This is a genomic window from Paeniglutamicibacter gangotriensis Lz1y, from assembly GCF_000348945.1.
Lineage (GTDB): Bacteria > Actinomycetota > Actinomycetes > Actinomycetales > Micrococcaceae > Paeniglutamicibacter > Paeniglutamicibacter gangotriensis.
The window spans coordinates 187855-205213 of record NZ_AOCK01000010.1 but is presented as its reverse complement, the minus strand read 5'-3'; the positions used below and the strand labels follow the sequence as shown (position 1 = coordinate 205213).

Annotated in this window: 18 protein-coding genes; 3 read left to right on the top strand and 15 right to left on the bottom strand. The window is 63.5% G+C overall.

All coding sequences use genetic code 11. The annotated features are described in order from the left end of the window. Positions 1-420 precede the first annotated feature (420 nt). The 6 genes from tyrS to argH all read right to left on the bottom strand — a co-directional run bounded on the left by tyrS (position 421) and on the right by argH (position 7637). Complete coding sequence (gene tyrS / locus ADIAG_RS16105; protein ID WP_007272490.1) at positions 421-1737, bottom strand: tyrosine--tRNA ligase; 1317 nt, start codon at positions 1735-1737, stop codon at positions 421-423. Positions 1738-1766: 29 nt separating this feature from the next. After that, positions 1767-4061, bottom strand: a complete 2295-nt coding sequence (locus tag ADIAG_RS16100; RefSeq protein ID WP_007272489.1) for a HelD family protein — start codon at positions 4059-4061, stop codon at positions 1767-1769. 98 nt (positions 4062-4159) lie between these two features. Continuing rightward, positions 4160-4696 (bottom strand): adenine phosphoribosyltransferase, encoded by a 537-nt coding sequence (locus ADIAG_RS16095; protein ID WP_007272488.1) that lies wholly within the window; start codon positions 4694-4696, stop codon positions 4160-4162. Positions 4697-4705: 9 nt separating this feature from the next. After that, on the bottom strand, positions 4706-5359 hold the full coding sequence (locus ADIAG_RS16090; protein ID WP_007272487.1) for a DNA-3-methyladenine glycosylase: 654 nt from the start codon (positions 5357-5359) through the stop codon (positions 4706-4708). Between the two features lie 32 nt (positions 5360-5391). Further along, the gene (locus tag ADIAG_RS16085) at positions 5392-6129 is read right to left on the bottom strand and encodes a maleylpyruvate isomerase family mycothiol-dependent enzyme (RefSeq protein ID WP_007272486.1); all 738 of its coding nucleotides are present in this window, start codon (positions 6127-6129) and stop codon (positions 5392-5394) included. A gap of 92 nt (positions 6130-6221) precedes the next feature. Next, entirely contained in the window at positions 6222-7637 is a 1416-nt protein-coding gene (gene argH / locus ADIAG_RS16080; protein ID WP_007272485.1) for an argininosuccinate lyase, read from the bottom strand. A 194-nt stretch (positions 7638-7831) separates the two neighbouring features. Here argH and ADIAG_RS16075 point away from each other — a divergent pair, with 194 nt between their 5' ends. Then, positions 7832-8242, top strand: a complete 411-nt coding sequence (locus ADIAG_RS16075) for an ankyrin repeat domain-containing protein (protein ID WP_043475417.1) — start codon at positions 7832-7834, stop codon at positions 8240-8242. Positions 8243-8542: 300 nt separating this feature from the next. Continuing rightward, complete coding sequence (locus ADIAG_RS16070) at positions 8543-9103, top strand: macro domain-containing protein (protein WP_007272483.1); 561 nt, start codon at positions 8543-8545, stop codon at positions 9101-9103. A 151-nt stretch (positions 9104-9254) separates the two neighbouring features. Here ADIAG_RS16070 and ADIAG_RS16065 read toward each other — a convergent pair whose 3' ends face one another. The 9 genes from ADIAG_RS16065 to argC form a co-directional block, all read right to left on the bottom strand. Further along, complete coding sequence (locus tag ADIAG_RS16065) at positions 9255-9548, bottom strand: ArsR/SmtB family transcription factor (protein WP_007272482.1); 294 nt, start codon at positions 9546-9548, stop codon at positions 9255-9257. After that, positions 9545-9985, bottom strand: a complete 441-nt coding sequence (locus ADIAG_RS16060) for an SRPBCC family protein (RefSeq protein WP_007272481.1) — start codon at positions 9983-9985, stop codon at positions 9545-9547. Before ADIAG_RS16060 ends, ADIAG_RS16065 begins: the two co-directional genes overlap by 4 nt. Before the next feature lie 79 nt (positions 9986-10064). Beyond that, positions 10065-10220, bottom strand: a complete 156-nt coding sequence (locus ADIAG_RS21690; protein ID WP_007272480.1) for a hypothetical protein — start codon at positions 10218-10220, stop codon at positions 10065-10067. 32 nt (positions 10221-10252) lie between these two features. Further along, complete coding sequence (locus tag ADIAG_RS16055) at positions 10253-10768, bottom strand: arginine repressor (protein WP_007272479.1); 516 nt, start codon at positions 10766-10768, stop codon at positions 10253-10255. Continuing rightward, the gene (gene argF / locus ADIAG_RS16050; protein WP_007272478.1) at positions 10765-11733 is read right to left on the bottom strand and encodes an ornithine carbamoyltransferase; all 969 of its coding nucleotides are present in this window, start codon (positions 11731-11733) and stop codon (positions 10765-10767) included. Before argF ends, ADIAG_RS16055 begins: the two co-directional genes overlap by 4 nt. A 13-nt stretch (positions 11734-11746) precedes the next feature. Further along, complete coding sequence (locus ADIAG_RS16045) at positions 11747-12991, bottom strand: acetylornithine transaminase (protein ID WP_007272477.1); 1245 nt, start codon at positions 12989-12991, stop codon at positions 11747-11749. After that, on the bottom strand, positions 12988-13908 hold the full coding sequence (argB, locus tag ADIAG_RS16040) for an acetylglutamate kinase (protein ID WP_007272476.1): 921 nt from the start codon (positions 13906-13908) through the stop codon (positions 12988-12990). The genes ADIAG_RS16045 and argB overlap by 4 nt, the downstream gene beginning before the upstream one ends. A gap of 102 nt (positions 13909-14010) precedes the next feature. Beyond that, positions 14011-15189 carry a bifunctional glutamate N-acetyltransferase/amino-acid acetyltransferase ArgJ gene (gene argJ / locus ADIAG_RS16035; RefSeq protein ID WP_007272475.1) on the bottom strand — a complete coding sequence of 393 codons (1179 nt, stop codon included), beginning with the start codon at positions 15187-15189 and terminating at the stop codon, positions 14011-14013. Beyond that, the gene (gene argC, locus ADIAG_RS16030) at positions 15186-16217 is read right to left on the bottom strand and encodes an N-acetyl-gamma-glutamyl-phosphate reductase (RefSeq protein WP_007272474.1); all 1032 of its coding nucleotides are present in this window, start codon (positions 16215-16217) and stop codon (positions 15186-15188) included. Before argC ends, argJ begins: the two co-directional genes overlap by 4 nt. Positions 16218-16369: 152 nt before the next feature. On the opposite strand from argC, the gene ADIAG_RS16025 reads away from it, so the two are divergent. Then, positions 16370-17338, top strand: coding sequence for a quinone oxidoreductase family protein (locus tag ADIAG_RS16025; protein WP_007272473.1), 969 nt, complete (start codon positions 16370-16372; stop codon positions 17336-17338). The last annotated feature ends 21 nt before the right edge of the window (positions 17339-17359 follow it).

The window sequence follows — 17359 nt, the reverse complement described above, 5'->3', positions numbered from 1 at the left end:
TCCCGGTTCGGCATCCGTGCGATCAATTGATCAGTCGGTGTTTCTTCCGGGGTGATATGTAGTAATCTAATACATGTTCTTCGCGATGTCAAATCGGCTTTTCGCTGATTCGATTTGCGATAAACAAATGTTTTTCTAACTGCGATTAATCGTGGTTAGAAGAATGATTATATCGTTCGCGGCTGGAAGCTTTTCGCTTGCCTTGGCCGCGGCGACTTAGAAAACAATACACACCTTTTACGGGCACGGCAAATCGTAGGTTTCTACAGGAAACAGGTCTTCATTGCCCGAATTCAAGCGGATCCCAAGGATACCTGGGCCCTAAATGCAGAAAACCGGGGCGGGGGCCTTGCCGTGATTCACAGCACTCCCCCACCCCGGTTTATTTTCTACAAATAAATACCGGATCGATCCCGCCAGTTAAGCGACTTCGACTACCGCCAAGTTCTTCTTCCCGCGCCGTACAAGAAGGTAACGACCATGCAGCAGATCATCGCGGCTAACTACTGCATCAAGGTCCGAGTACTTCACGTTGTTGATGTAGGCGCCACCTTCACCGACGGTACGGCGGGCCTCGGACTTCGACTTGGACAACCCCGAGGCAACAAGTACCGAGACGATATCCAGGTCCAGTCCATCTACCTTGGTGCTGTGCAGCTCTTCGGTCGCAGCACGAAGCGTCGCTTCGTCCAGGTCGGAGAGTTCGCCCTGTCCAAAAAGGGCTGCCGATGCGGCAATGACCTTTTCGGTTGCGTCCACCCCGTGCACCAGGGAGGTCACGAGGTACGCCAGTTCCTTCTGGCCCTTGCGGGCAAAGGGACGATCGGCCGTTTCTTGTTCGAGCTTTTCGATTTCCTCGCGAGAGAGGAACGTGAAGATCTTCAAACGGGCAGCAACATCGGCATCGGCGGTGTTCAGCCAGAACTGGTAGAAAGTGTACGGGCTGCACATCTCCGCATCCAGCCAGATTGCATTGCCCTCGGACTTGCCGAACTTGGTTCCGTCCGAGTTGGTGATCAACGGGGTGCCGTAGGCGTAAGCGCTCTTGCCCTCGACCTTTCGGATCAAATCGGTGCCACTGGTGAGGTTGCCCCACTGGTCCGAGCCACCGGTCTGCAGCGTACAGCCGTACAGCTTGTGCAGCTGCAGGTAGTCGTAGCCCTGCAATACCTGGTAGCTGAACTCTGTGTAGCTGATGCCCTCGTCCGAGTTCAGTCGCGCGGCGACAGTTTCCTTCTTGATCATGGTGCCCACGCGGAAGTACTTGCCGACCTCGCGCAGGAAGTCGATGGCGCTCAGGTTGGCGGTCCAGTCAAGGTTGTTGACCATCCGTGCGGCGTTCTCGCCCTCGAAGGACAGGAATCGGGACACCTGGGCCTGAAGCTTGCCAACCCACTCGGCCACCGTCTCCTTGGTGTTCAAGATGCGTTCGGCGGTCTGGCGCGGGTCACCGATCAAACCGGTGGAACCGCCCACCAAGCCCAGCGGCTTGTGGCCGGCCAGCTGCAAACGCCGCATGTTCAGCAGCTGCACCAGGTTGCCCAGGTGCAACGACGGGGCGGTGGGGTCGAAACCGCAGTAATAGGTAATGGACTGCTCGGAGAGAACTTTTTCCAGCTCGGCTTCATCGGTGGACACGTGGACCAGGCCACGCCACTTCAGTTCCTGCCAGACGTTTTCAAAGGACGGATCATTACTTTGTCCCGACAGCGCGGGATTCTGCTCAATTTCAGACACCCTACTAAATTAGCAGTCTCCGCCCGGAATTACTCTTCCGTGTCGATGCCTGCCGGAATTTCGCCCTCAGCCATGATGCGCAGCCGCTGCGTGGTGCGAGTCATCGCCACGTAGAGGTCACCGACGCTTCCCTCGACTTCGTCGATCATTTCCTGGGGCTCGATGACCACGACCACGTCGAATTCCAGGCCCTTGGCCTCGCGGGCTCCGAGCACCACGATGTCTTGGCTCAGTCCCCCGGAGCCGCTACCCACGCGTCGACCGAACTGCCCTTGGACCGCAGCGCGCACCTGGGTCAGGCGCGACTCCGGGACGATGACGGCCAACAGACCGCCATCGGCGATGGCCACTTCCCCGGGCATCACCTCGTGCAGCTTGGACAGCAGCTCCCCCGGTGCCAACCGGTCCACCAGCGGCGGCCATTGGCCCTCGCGCACGGCCTTCGGCGTGGAAATCGTCAATCCGGCGGCGTGCGCGACACGGGTCGCAGCTTCGGCAATCTGCATCGGGGTGCGGTAGTTGACCGTCAACTCCTCCAAGGTGAAGCGCTCGGCCACAAACGGTTTCATGGCCTGCGCCCAGCTACTCGCCCCGGAGGCCGACGAGGTCTGGGCGATGTCGCCGACCACGGTGAAGGACTTCAACGGGCAACGGCGCATCAACAGGCGCCACTGCATCGGGGACAGTTCCTGGGCCTCGTCGACCACCACATGCCCGTAGGCCCAGTTCCTGTCGGCCACCGCGCGCTCGGCGGCGGTTTGCCGCGCGGCGGTCTCCTGGTTCATGGCGGCCAGGTCCTCGGCCTCGACCAGACCGTCGATGCCGGCGTTGAACAGCATTTCTTCGACGTTTTGCAGGGTCGCCTCGGCGTTTTCGAGGTCTCGTTTCAGCTGCGCCTCGGCACCGCCGTCCTTGTTGCCAACTGCCTTGAAGTCGCCCAGCAGCTCGGCTGCTTCGTCGAGCAGCGGAACATCGGACTCGGTCCAGGGCGAACCCGGGGACCGGTGCAGGGCAGCCAGCTCGCGGGAATTCAGCTGCGGTGCGGCGGCAGCGAGCAGGTGCTCTTTGGCATAGAGCTCTTCCAACAGCGACTGCGGGGTCATCGGCATCCAGCAGAGGTTCAAGGCGATCCGCACATCGCGGGACTCGCGCACCTCTTGGACGAGGTAGCTGCGGTCAACGGCATTGCCGTTGCCCGCGGAGTCCTCGAGCACCTGTTGCAGCTGTTCGGCCAGCTCGCGCACCAGAGTCTTGGTGAACACCTCGCGGGCCTCGTTATGCGGCTTGCGGGAGGCCCGGGCTTTCTCGCGGGCATGACGCACCGCACCGCGGGTCAGCACCAGACGGGTTCCTTCGACCACGACGCGGCGGTCCTCGGCCAATAGCCGTTGGCGGTTGGACACGGCCTTGGCCATGACCTTGGCCATGAAGGCCTTGCCCTTGATGCGTGCACTCTCACGGTTCTGCTCGGGTACCGCGATGATTCCGGGATAGAGCTCGCCCACCGAGGCCATCACCACGCCGGTCTCGCCCAGGGACGGTAGGACGCGTTCGATGTAGCGCATGAAGGAGTTCGAGGGGCCGACCAGCAGCACCCCGGCGCTGTTAAGGCGTTCGCGGTGTTCATAAAGCAGGAAGGCGGCACGGTGCAGTGCCACGGCGGTCTTGCCGGTGCCAGGTCCACCCTGGACCACCAGTACCCCAGCCAGCGGGGAGCGGATGATTGCATCCTGCTCGGATTGGATGGTGCCCACGATGTCGCCCATGCGCCCGGTGCGCTTCTGCGTCAGGGCCGCCATCAACGCGCCTTCGCCCTGCAGGTGCTCGGTATCGTTCTCGGAAAAAAGATCGGTGTCCAGGACCTCATCATCGAGGCCCAGCACCGTGCGACCACGCAGCATCAGGTGCCGGCGCCGGCGCACGCCCTGCCGGTGCAAGGCGGTGGCCTGGTAGAAGGCAGCGGCCTCCGGGGCACGCCAGTCCACCATGAGACGTCGCAATTCGTCATCGGTCATGCCAATGCGCCCAATGTAGCGCGGGGCGCCGGCTTCTTCGCCGTCACGGTTAACGTCGTCGTCCAGGTCCAACCGCCCGAAGACCAGTTTGTCTTCCACGGCGTTGAGCTGGGCCAGACGGTCCTCGTAGAGTGCGGCGAAGGAGTCGCGTTCGGACACGTTCTGGATGGAGCCCTGGGGACCGGTGCGCCGGGTTCGGGTCAATTGCTCGACCTTTTCGGCGCGCAATTCATCAAGCCGAGCATAAAGCGTCGTAACGTAGTTGCGTTCGGCTTCGAGCTCCGGTTGAACGGTCGTGGACTCTGGCATTGCGCGCTCCGATGCTGGGACGAAAACGTGGACAGACCAGTTTACGCGCTGCGGCAGGAGAAGATTGACCGTGCCGGTTGCGCGGCTGGTGGGAAGGGTTAGACGAGCTGGAGCGAATGGACGTTGAGGCCGGCTAGCTGCTTGCGGCCCGCCAGTGCCTCGAGTTCCAAGACCACGCCGACGCCGATGACGTCGGCACCTGCCATGGCCAGCAACCGGACCGAGGATCCGACCGTGCCCCCGGTGGCCAGCACGTCATCTAAGACCAGCACCCGGGTGCCCGGGGTGATGTCGTCGCGGTGCAGTTCCAGGGTGCCGGTGCCGTATTCGAGGCTGTATTCGTCGCGGTGCACCGGGCGCGGAAGCTTTCCCGCCTTGCGCACCGTGATCATGCCGGTGCCCGATGCGTAGGCCGCGGCGGCCGCCAGCACAAAGCCGCGGGCTTCGAGCCCGGCAACAACATCGAATTGACCGGCGAAGGGTTCGATGACCTCGTCCACGATGCGGCGCAAGCCGAGCGGATCGGCAAACACCGGGGTCAGGTCCTTGAAGGAAACGCCTTCCACGGGGTAATCGGGGACGATTGCGCTCAGTCGGTCAAGGAGGTCGCTAATGCTTTCAGGTGCTGGAATCACCCCACAAGTCTAGTCTGTTCGGACCCGTGGCTTGCGCAGTGCCGCTTTGCGGTAGGTGGAGACGCTGGGTTCGCCCGGAAGCCAGAACCTCCACGGGAATTCATCGCTGCCACCTCGACCGGAAACCCCGGTGCGCGGTCCGCGTTGGTGGTCCAACGGATCCTCGGCTAGACCCTCCAACCCCAGTGATGGTCCCGGCGGTTGCGCAGTGCCCTCGCGGAAGGTGGAGAGGTTGTTGGCCAGCGTGAGTCCGAGCCCCTGGGCCAGACGTGCCGGCCCGCTGAGCAGCTTGGATTCCGCAGTACGTGGGTGTCCGCGCCGTTCCAAGACCGCTTCGCGACCGGAGATGACTTCCCCGGCCCGCAGCAGTACCGCCGATGCTGCACCGTCGGCGCCACACACCACATTCAGGCAAAAGTGCATGCCGTAGGTGAAGTACACGTAGGCGGTGCCGGGGGCACCGAAGAGTCCGGAGTTTCGTGCGGTCCGTCCACGATAGGCGTGGGATCCGGGATCCGATGATCCGTCGTAGGCCTCGACCTCTGTCACCCGGACAATCACCAGCTGCCCGTCAATGTGGCTGGAGACCCGCGCCCCGAGTAGATGCGCGGCGAGATCCACCGAGCGCAGGGACAGCAGCCCCTCATGGTTCGAATCGGTCATGCTGCCACCTTCCTGGGTTTGGCTGCTCGGAACTATTTTCCGTTCTTCACACCGGAGGGCCAGGGGCCAAGCTCGGGCAGTGCGGTGCCATCGGCGTCAGCCGTCGCTTGTACCGGGCCCAGGGGCTCGCGTCCGGCCAGCCAAGCAGCCAGGTCGAAGGCGGTGCCGCTGAGCACCGTGGTTTCTTCCCCGTGGCCCAGGGTAATGCGCTGGGCTCCATGCGGCTGAAGGATGTAGCGCCGGGACTCGGGCACCCTAGCGGCGAGCTCGACAAAGAGGTGGGCACAGAATTCCGGTTCCCAGTTGGCAACAGATCCTCCCGAGGCGAAGTCGGAGGTGTGGATGACAGATTCGCGCCAGATGGCGTAGAAGAGGTCTTCGAGGCTGCCCGAGCCGCGGAACCCGGTGTTGAGGGCCCAGTGCTCGGGGCCGGTGGTGCGGATGCCGGATTCTAGGGCCTGCACGGCCTCGGTGGCCCGGCCCACCAGCGCGTCGGCATGCATCAGCGCCGTCATCTGAATGTCTGCGTCGCGGCCCTCGGGCCCGTCGTCATACATCGGAAAGGTTTCTGGGGCACCGGCGTTTTCCAGCTGGCGCGTCGCGGCCCGGGCGAATCCGTCGATATGGGCCAGCAGGTGGGCGCGGTTCCAACCGGGCAGCGCACTGGGTTCGGCGGCGGCTGCCGCATCCACCGTGGCCATGGTTTCGCGAAGGGTTTCCAGTGCTGTGAGGATCCGTTGGGTCAGTTCCTGTTGTGTGAGCTCACTCATGCTCTTCACCCTATCTGCACCGGCACCCGGAAATCGTGAAGGCGGGACCCACCCATGGTGGATCCCGCCTTCACGAGGTTGTTAGGTCTTCCCTAGCCTGCGTAGCTGCGCATCGGTTCCAGCGCCGACTTCAGTGCAGTGAGCTGGGCTGCGACGGCCGCGGGTGCGGTGCCGCCCTGGGCGCTGCGCGAATTCAGCGAACCTTCGGTGGAAAGCACCGTGCGCACCTCGGGGGTCAGGTGCTCGGAGATGCCGGCGTATTCGGCGTCGGACAGATCCCAGAGCTCCACGCCCTTGGACTCGGCCAGCTTCACCGCTGCACCGGAGAGCTCGTGGGCATCACGGAACGGCACGCCCTGGCGTACCAGCCATTCGGCGATGTCGGTGGCCAGGGCAAAGCCCAACGGGGCGAGCTCGGCCATGCGCTCGGTGTTGAATTTCAGGGTAGCGATCATCCCCGAGACGGCAGGGAGCAGGAGTTCGAGGGTGTCGGTGGCGTCGAAAACCGGTTCCTTGTCTTCCTGCAGGTCGCGGTTGTAGGCCAGCGGCAGCGCCTTGAGCGTGGCCATCAGGCCAGTCAGGTTGCCGATCAACCGGCCGGCCTTGCCACGGGCGAGCTCCGCCACATCGGGGTTCTTCTTCTGCGGCATGATCGAGGAGCCGGTGGAGTAGGAATCGTCGAGTGTGACGAAGGAAAATTCCTTGGTGGCCCAGAAGATGATCTCCTCGGAGATGCGCGAGAGGTCAACACCGATCATGGCAGCAACCCAGGCGTATTCGGCGAACACGTCGCGTGCCGCGGTGCCATCGATCGAGTTCCATACCGCGGAGTCGAAGCCGAGGTCGGCGGCCACCGCGTTGGGGTCCAAGCCGAGGGAGGAGCCGGCCAGGGCGCCGGAGCCGTAAGGGGAAACCCCTGCGCGCTTGTCCCAGTCGGCCAGGCGCTGCACGTCCCGCTGCATCGCCCAGGCGTGCGCCAGCAGGTGATGCGAAAGCAGGATCGGCTGTGCGTGCTGCAGGTGGGTGCGCCCGGGCATCGCCGCGTTCGGGTGCGCCTCGGCCTGGGCGATCAGTGCGTCAATGGTGGCCAACAGGCCGCGGGCGATGACGCGGGCGTGGTCACGCAGGAACATGCGTCCCAGGGTGGCGATCTGGTCGTTGCGCGAGCGACCGGCGCGAAGTTTGCCACCCAGGGCTGCGCCGGCGCGTTCGATGAGCCCGCGTTCCAAGGAACCATGGACGTCCTCGTCGGCGTCGGAGGCCACGTAGGCGCCGGAGACGACATCTGCCTCAAGGGAGTCCAGTGCGGTGATCATGCCGGCCAGTTCATCCGCATCCAACAGCCCGGCGGTGTGCAGCACGCGGGCATGGGCACGGGAGCCAGCAATGTCGTAGCGGGCCAATCGCCAGTCAAAGTGTGTGGACTTGCTCAGTGCCGCCAGCGCGTCCGCCGGGCCGCCGGCAAAACGCCCACCCCAGAGTGCACCTTCGTTTGTTGCCGATCCCATGTTCATCCTTCCGTGCGCCGTGTCGCGGCGCCGGTTCGCGAGGTGTCCAAAATCCACTGCCCATCCTAGTGCAGGGCCGCCTACTGGTCCCGAAGGAAACGCCTTCGATCTAATACTTATTCACTAGTTTACATAAATATTCACCAGCGGTGTCTCTCGCCTGCCACAAGGGTGCCAGCCGGTACGATTTGGGTATGACTGATTCGAACGCAACGAACTCACTAAACGACGAGGAGATTGCGTTTCTGCACTCCATTTTTGATCTGGCCCGCGAAGGGAGCACCGAGAAACTGATGCTCCTGATCGACCAGGGAATCCCCGCGGATCTCACCGATCCCAAGGGCGACACCCTGTTGATTCTCGCCGCCTACAACGGCCATAACGACACTGTCGCAGGACTTCTGGAACAGGGCGCGGACATCAACCGGCTCAACGACAAGGACCAGGGCGCTCTGACGTGCGCGGTGTTCCGGCAGAACGAAGCACTGACACGTCTGCTGCTTTCCAAGGGTGCGGACCCGCATCTGGGTGCGCAGAACGCCGTCGCCGTGGCCAAGATGTTTGAGCTTCCCGAACTTGCCGCAGTGATCGAGGAATACCTCTAGACAACCTTGCAAGCGTGAGGCCCGCCCCAGACCGCGGCGGGCACTTTACGCCCCCTGGGGACGCCCTGTCAGCACCCCACAAATAACGGTGCAAAACCGTAACCATCCAGCTCCCCGGCACTCCTGGATCACGACTCCAGCCCCTGTCACACACCGGCCCCGAGCCCCGTAATTTGGCCCCCTTTCCCGCTTTCCGCTGGTCACGTCCGAGAATCCCCTGCACGACCCTCCACAACGTCAAGACCGACGCGTATCGTGGTGTTTACAAGGTGTTTTGGATCACTGACAGGAGCCAAAAAAATGCATATCGACATCGTTCGTGGAAACATCACCGAACAAAAGGTTGATGCGATCGTCAATGCCGCAAACCCTTCTCTGCTTGGCGGCGGCGGCGTCGACGATGCCATTCACGCCGCAGCGGGCCCTGCGCTGCTGGCCGAATGCCGAAAATTGAGGGCCACCACCCACCCCGATGGGTTGGCTTCCGGACTTGCGCTGGCCACCGGAGCCGGAGATCTTCCCGCGCGCTGGGTTATCCACTCACCGGGCCCTAATCGTCATGTGGGGCAGACCAATCCCAAGACCCTGGCTAAGTGCTTCACGAACTCTCTATATGTGGCATCGCGGCTGGGTGCCACAAGCATTGCGTTTCCCGCCATAGGCGCGGGGTCCTACGGCTGGGATCCGGAAGATGTGGCTTCCATTGCGTCCCACGCCATCAGTGAGTGGTTTGAGATGTACTCGCACTCGACTTCGATCCACCGGGTCGTGCTGGTCGCCTACAACGACAAGGTGGAGGCGGCACTGCGCAAGGCCTTTGACACCCCGCGTTCCGAGAGCCAGTTGGTCCACGGGGCCTGATCGGCACCGCCGCGTCATTCTGCAGCAGGTTCGTGATCGTGTGCCCTGGGCATATTCAACACCCAGGGCACGCCAGCCGCTCCCCCGGCACGCTCAGGCACCCGGGCGACAAAAGCCCGATGCCGCCGATCGACCTCTTTGCCTTAGTCGATCAATCCCCCATGACCGGTTCAAGGCTCTTGATGTAGGTCGTTGCCGTATCCAGTCCGTGCGCGACCAGCTCAAAGACGATTTCACGACCGTTACGACGACGTCGGGCCAGCCCCGCGTCAACCAGGATCAAGAGATGCTTGGCCACCGCCTGCCGGCTGATCCCCAGCGGCGAGCTGAGCCGTGAGGCACTAGAAGCATTCTCACCTAGTAGCTTGAGCATGCGGCGCCTTGTGGTGTCGGAAAGGGCCGCGAAAATCAGCTGTTCCCGCACGGCGTCCGTGGGCCCATTCATTTACCGCTCAAATGACGCTGCGCCGCAAGCATCTCGGCATCCCATGCTTGGGTGTTGGTGTTGATGACCCTTGCATGGTCTTCCTCGGAGAATGCGGCAAAACCGCTTTCCGCGACCCGTAACCTGATGGCTCCGCTGTGCGTGTCTTCCACCCAGAACTCGACCAGCGTGTTGGGAATCGGATCGTCCCATTCGTCCCCGCCCAGCGAGCGGAACGCGGCGTAGCGCGGTGCGTCAAGGGTGACAGTCTCGAATTCAAAGGTGCCGTAAATGGCGTCATGGACAGTGGAAAAGGCACCGTTCGTTTCGATGCGGTGCGTGGTGATGGCGCCGCCGTTGATGAACCAGCCCGGCTCGCTGACCAGCTTCCAGACGGCTTCTGCCGTGGCATCAATGTCGATGGTTGCCTCGATGGCATCCTGTTTGCCGGTGTCCATGTGCTTCCCCTCAAACGCAATGTCCTTGTGCAACAAAAGGGTTGCACAAGGACATTGGAATCACAAGGGTCGCGCGGGCTTAACCGCCCAAGGGAAGCTGCATGCCATAGCTTTCTGGCACCGCGGCGCCGCTGAGCATGCCGGTGGAACCGATGACGATGCCCGCACCGATCACCAGCAGGACCAGGGCCAACAAGATAGCCCCGAGGATCGCTGCTTTCTTCGTTGGTTCCATGGTTATCTCCTGGAGTTAAGGATCAGGGACGGTTACTGCGGGTCGGCCAGCGCTAGGAAACGGGCTGCCACCTCGGCACCACCATCAACCTCGCGCGTGACCATCATGACGGTGTCGTCCCCGGCAATGCAGCCCAGGATTTGCGGCATGGTGGAATGGTCGATGGACAGTGCCAGGAAGTTCGCGGCCCCCGGAGGAGTCCGCAGCACCACGATGTTTCCCGAGGCTTCGGCGGTGATCAGTAGTTCAGCGCATTGCTTTGCCAGCTTGGCATCGTGGATTTCCTGGCTGACTCCTGCCCGTGGGCTCCGGTCACCGCCTTCCTGGCGCACCGCGTAGACCAGTCCTCCATCAACTCCGCGCACACGCACGGCTCCAAGCTCCACGAGGTCGCGGGAGAGTGTTGCCTGGGTGACGGCCATGCCTTCCTCCGTCAGCAAGGCGACGAGCTCGGCTTGCGAGCGCACGGTTTGGGTGGACAGAATGGCGGTCACCCGCGCCTGGCGGGCGATTTTCGTTGTTGGCTGGAATGCTGCGGGTGTGCTCATCGTTCCTGGCTCACTCCAGCAACGTCGGCCAGCCCTGATTTGGCCAACAGCCACCCCATGATGGCCTTCTGCGCATGCACGCGGTTCTCGGCCTCGTCGAAGACCACCGACTGCGGTCCGTCGATGACGTCGGCGGAGATTTCGTATCCGCGGTAGGCCGGAAGGCAGTGCAGCACGACGGCATCTTTGTCGGCCTGTGCCATGGCCGGGGCATCGACCGCGTAGGCACGGAACAGTTCGAGGCGTTCGGCCTTCTCGTCTTCCTGTCCCATGGAGACCCAGGTGTCGGTGGCGACCACGTCGGCGCCGGCCAGTGCCGCTGCCGCATCGGTGGTGACCAGCACCGAGCCGCCGGTTTCGGCGGCACGTGCCTCGGCGGCGGCGATGATGTCAGCGGCGGGCAGGTAGCCTTCCGGACCGGCGATGCGCACGTGCATTCCGGCGGTGACGCCCGCCAACAGGTAGGAGTTGGCCATGTTGTTGGCCGCGTCTCCCAGGTAAGCCATGGACAATCCCGCCAGGGAGCCCTTGTGTTCGCGCACCGTGAGCAGGTCCGCCAGCAGCTGGCAGGGGTGGTAATCGTCCGAGAGCGCGTTGATCACCGGTACCGAGGAGTTCTCCGCCATTTCTTCGAGCCCCGACTGCGCGTAGGTGCGCCACACGATGGTGGAGACCATGCGCGCCAGGACCTTGGCGGAATCTGAGATCGATTCCTTGTGGCCCAGCTGCGATTCGGCGGAGTTGATGATCAGCGTGGCACCGCCGAGCTCGGCGATGCCGGCAGCGAAGGAGACCCGGGTGCGGGTGGAGGTCTTGTCAAAGAAGACCGCCACCGTCTGGGGGCCGGCATACGGCTTGTAACCGTATTTGTCTTTCTTCATGGCCTCGGCGAGGTCAAGGACCTCGGCCTGTTCGGCCTGGGTCAGGTCCAGGTCGGTGAGGAAATGGCGAACTGTGGTGGTCATGGTCGCAGGTGTCCTATTCCTTGGTGGCTGCAACTGCGGCGGCGTAGAGCGCCGGCAGTGCTGCGGTGAACGTATCGAGTTGTTCGGTGGTGATAATCAACGGCGGGGCAAATCGCAGCGTATTCGGTCCCGGGGCATTGATGATGAACCCGGCATCGAGCGCGGCGCTGACTACTGCCGGTGCCACCGCGGCCTTCAGGTCAAGGCCGATCAGCAACCCGCGGCCGCGCACCTCGGTGACGAAGTCCAGTGCCGCAAGGGTCCTCCGCAAGGTTTCGCCCACGGTGTTGACGTGCTGCAGGAGCTGTTGGGTCTCGATGACGTGCAGGGTCGCCAACGCTGCGGCGGTGGCGACGGGGTTGCCGCCGAAGGTGGTCCCGTGTTGACCGGGGCTCAGCAGTGCGGTGGCTTCTGTGCCAAAGACGATCATCGCACCGATGGGGAATCCGCCGCCCAGCCCCTTGGCCAGGGTCATGGCGTCGGGGATGACTCCTGCGGAGGCAAACCATTGTCCGGTGCGGCCGATACCTGTCTGCACCTCGTCGAAGACCAACAGGGCCCCGGCCTCCGCGGTGATCTCGCGTGCTGCAGCCAGGTAGCCGGGGGCGAATTCAATGACCCCTGCCTCACCCTGGATCGGTTCGATGAAGACTGCTGCAGTGGTCTCGTCCACCGCTGCGCGCAGCGCCTCGGTGTCACCGGCCGGCACCCATTGGACCCCTCCGGGCAGTGGTTCGAAAGGCTCTCGGTAGGCCTGCTTCCAGGTCAACGCGAGTGCGCCCATGGTGCGGCCGTGGAAGCCATTCTCCATGGCGATGATCTTGGTGCGCGGGGCCTGCCGGGTGCCCGCGTTGCGGCGGGCGAGCTTGAAGGCAGCCTCGTTGGCCTCGGTACCGGAGTTGGTGAAGAACACCTTGGAACCGTCCGGCGCCTGACTGATTTCGAGTAGTTTTTCGGCCAGCGCGATTTGGGTGGGGCTGGTGAAGAAGTTGGAGATGTGGCCCAGCGTTGCCAGCTGGGAGGAGATCACGGAGGTGACCAACGGGTGGGCATGGCCCAAGGCGTTGACCGCGATGCCCGAGAGCAGGTCGAGGTATTCCTTGCCATCTGCGTCCCACACGTAGCAGCCGGCCCCGCGGACCAGGACGCGCTGCGGGGATCCGAAGACGCCCAACAGCGAGTGGTTGTAGCGGGCGAGAAGTTCGCTGCCCGCCAGTTCGTTCAGCGCACCGGTTTCCTGATTAATGATTTCGTTCATGCCGCATCCTTGGGAATGACTTGGGTTCCGACACCTGCGGAGGTGAAGACCTCCAGCAGCATGGAATGTGGTTGGCGGCCATCGACGATGTGGGCCTGGCCCACTCCTTCGTCCACGGCTTTGAGGCAGGCGGCCATCTTGGGGATCATCCCCGATTCAAGCGAGGGCATCAAGGCGCGCAGCTGATCGGTGTCCAGCGAAGAGATCAGCGAGGATTTGTCGGGCCAGGCCGCATACAGCCCCTCAACATCGGTGAGAATCACCATCTTGGAGGCACCCAGGGCGCTGGCCAGCGCCGCGGCTGCGGTGTCTGCGTTGACGTTGAGCACCTGCCCGGTGGGGTTGTCGTGTTCGTCGACCTCCGGGGCCACGGTGGAGATGACCGGAATCTTTCCGGCCGCGAGCAGGTCCAGGATCTGGTCCGGCTTCACCCCCGTCACCTCACCCACGAGTCCCAGGTCCACATGTTGGCCAGCGATGTAGGCACCGGTGCGCACGGCCCGCAACAGGGCACCGTCTTCGCCGGAGAGCCCCACGGCATAGGGGCCGTGGGAGTTGATCAGCCCGATCAGCTCGCGTTGGACCTGTCCGGTGAGCACCATGCGCACCACGTCCATGGCTTCGGGTGTGGTCACCCGCAGCCCACCCTTGAACTCGGATTCAATGCCCAGGCGGGACAGCATGGAGTTGATCTGAGGGCCTCCCCCATGCACCACGACGGTGTTGATGCCCGCGTGGCGCAGGAAGACGATGTCTTCCGCGAAGGCACGGCGCAGGTCCTCGTTGACCATGGCGTTGCCACCATATTTGACGACCATGGTGGTGCCGGCGAAACGCTGGATCCAGGGCAGCGCCTCGATCAGGGCCTCGGCCTTGCGTTGGGCCACGTCCATGGGCGTGGGTTTGTGCTTAGACATACTCTGGGGGTGTTCCTCACTGAGTCGTTGGTGCCCGGTGGCCGGGCTAGGTGGCGAGGGCGGGATCGAATCCCGCGATCCCCGCCGGAGTCGGGCTGTCGGTTAGCTGCTGTAGGCCGAGTTCTCGTGGACGTAGTCGTGGGTCAGGTCATTGGTCCAGAGGCTGGCTTCGTCGGTGCCGGCGTTCAGGTCGATTTCCACCAGGACGTTGCGCCCGGTCAGGTCCACCAGGTTCCTGTCCTCGCCCACCCCGCCGTTGCGGCAGACCTGCACGCCATTGATGGACACGTTCAGATCGTCAGGTTCGAAGGCCGCCTGGGTCGTCCCCACGGCGGAGAGCACGCGTCCCCAGTTGGGATCTTGGCCGAAGATTGCGGTCTTGAACAGATTGGAGCGAGCCACGGTGCGCGAGACCTCGACGGCCTCATCCTCGGTGGCCGCATTGAAGGTGCGGATGGTGATCTCGTGAGCTGCGCCTTCGGCATCGGAGATCAGCGCCTTGGCCAGCTCGATGCAAATTTCTGCGAGTCCGGCTGCGAATTCGCTGCTATCCGGTGTGGTGCCGCTGGCTCCGGAAGCGAGCAGGATGACGGTGTCATTGGTGGACATGCAGCCATCGGAGTCGGCACGGTCGAAGCTGACGCGGGTGGCTTCGCGCAGCGCGGCATCGAGTTCTTCCGGGGACAGGACAGCGTCGGTGGTGATGACCACGAGCATGGTGGCCAGGCCGGGGGCGAGCATGCCCGCACCCTTGGCCATGGCCCCGATGCGGTAGCCGGAGCCGGTGAAATTTGCTTGCTTACTCACGGTATCGGTGGTCATGATGGCGGTGGCCGCCGCCGCTCCCCCGTCGAACTCGTTTCCGGTGTCGAGGGCTGCTGCTGCGGCGTCAATCCCCGGCAGGATCTTGTCCATGGGCAGCTGTTCGCCGATCAGCCCGGTGGAGCAGACCAGCACGTCCCCGCTGGAGACTCCCAGCACCTTGGCCACGTGCTCGGCGGTGGTATGGGTGTTGGTGAAGCCCTCGGCGCCGGTGCAGGCGTTGGCGCCACCGGAGTTCAGTACCACGGCGTCGGCGCGGCCATCGGAAATGACCTGACGGGACCAATGCACCGGGGCTGCCGCCACACGATTGGATGTGAATACGGCTGCCGCATCAAAGCGTGGTCCGTTGTTGCGCACCAGTGCGAGGTCGGGTGTTCCCGAAGCTTTGAGTCCGGCGGTGATGCCCGAGGCGCTGAACCCCTCCGGGTAAGTGATTCCGGTGGTTTCGCTGCTCACGGTGCTACTCCTTCGAGTGTCAGCCCGGCGTTTTCGCTCAGGCCCAGGGCGATGTTCATGGATTGGACGGCGCCACCTGCGGTGCCCTTGGTGAGGTTGTCAATGACCGCCGAGACGATCACGCGGCCCGCATGCGGGTCGAAGGCCAACTGGATCTGGGCGTGGTTCGAGCCCATGACCGAGGACGTTGCCGGCCACTGCCCCTCGGGAAGCAGGTGCACAAACGGCTCGTTCTTGTAGGCAGAGGCCCAAGCCTGACGCAGCGTGGCCTCGTCGATGCCGGGCTTGACCTTGGCCGTCGCGGTGGTGAGGATGCCTCGCGACATCGGGGCCAGAGTTGGAGTGAAGGAGACTGTCACCGGCACGCCGGCCGCAGCGGAGAGCCCCTGTTCCATTTCCGGGGTGTGACGGTGGGACCCACCCACGCCGTAAGGACTCATCGAGCCCATGACCTCGGAGCCAATGAGGTTGATCTTCGCGCTTTTGCCTGCCCCGGAGGTACCGGTGGCAGCAACCACTACGACATCGTCGGGCTCCAGCAGCCCCGCGGTGAAACCAGGGACCAGTGCCAGCTGGACAGAGGTCGGGTAGCAGCCGGGCACCGCGACGCGTTTGGCGCCCACGAGCTTGGCGCGGGCCCCTGGCAACTCGGGCAGACCATAAGGCCAGCTTCCTGCATGAGGGGACCCATAGAACTTTTCCCAGGCTTCCGGTGATTCAAGGCGGTGGTCGGCTCCGGCGTCGATGACCAAGGTCTCGGCAGGAAGCTGCGACGCGATTTCCGCGCTGTGCCCGTGCGGCAGTGCCAGGAACACGACGTCGTGTCCGCGCAGCTGTTGGACGGTGGTTTCCACCAGCATGCGGTCCGCGAGCGAATGCAGGTGGGGCGCCAATTCACCCAGTCGCTGCCCGGCATTCGAGTGGGCGGTAATGGCCCCGATAGTTACGTCAGGATGATTGGACAGCAAGCGTAAAACCTCGCCGCCGGCATACCCACTGGCCCCGGATACAGCTACTGAAATCGTCATAAAGCAACCTTACTACGCATTTATGCATGATGGCTAATAAATATTCACCTATTGATCTCATCCCGCAACATCCAGGGCCCCGACCGGCAGATCCACGGGGCCGAACGCTAGGCTGATGACAAAACCAAGAACAGTCCAAAGGAGCGATGCACATGAGTCCTCACACCATTATTGCCCGTCAGGCCGGCGGCCCAGAAGTTTTCGACGAAGTTCCTCTGGAGACCCCAGTCCCCGGACCCGGACAGCTCCTGGTGAAGGTCGCCGCCGCAGGAGTGAACTTCATCGAAACCTATCAACGCGCGGGCGTCTACAAGGTGCAGTACCCCTTCACTCCGGGCAGCGAATGCGCAGGAACCGTCGAGGCCATCGGTCAGGGCGTGACCGAATTCGCGGTCGGCGACCGCGTAGCCACTACCGAAGGCTCGCAGACCTACGCCACCCACACGCTGGTGGATGCGCAGAAGGCATTGCCCGTCCCGGAGAGCGTCTCCCTGGAAACCGCCGGGGCGATTCCGCTGCAGGGCATCACCGCGCACTATCTGGTCAATTCCAGCTATAACGTGAAGCCTGGGGACACCGTGCTGACCTACGCCGGGGCAGGCGGCGTGGGACTATTGCTCATCCAGCTGCTGAAGCTGCGCGGAGCCACCGTCATCACCACCACCTCGACCCCGGAAAAGGCCGAGCTGGCACGAACGGCAGGCGCCGACCACGTCCTGGGCTATGACGATGTCCCGGAGCGCGTCCGTGAGATCACTGGCGGCCGCGGGGTTGATGTGGTGTACGACGGCATCGGCAAGGACACCTTCGACGGCTCCCTCGACGCACTGAAAATTCGCGGCACGTTGGTCCTCTTCGGTGGAGCCTCGGGCCAAGTACCGCCATTTGACCTGCAACAGTTGAACGCCCACGGCTCCCTGACCGTAACCCGTCCCAAGATCGCCGACTTCCTACTCGATGCCGAGGAGCGCCGCTGGCGCTCCGGTGAAATCTTCGGGCTGGTAGCCCAAGGCAAGCTCGAGGTCAGGATCGGTGCACGCTTCCCACTGGCCGAAGCCGGAGCGGCCCACACCGCCCTCGAATCCCGCGCCACCACGGGCAAGGTCATCCTGGTACCTTAACCACGCCTGGACTCCGCAACC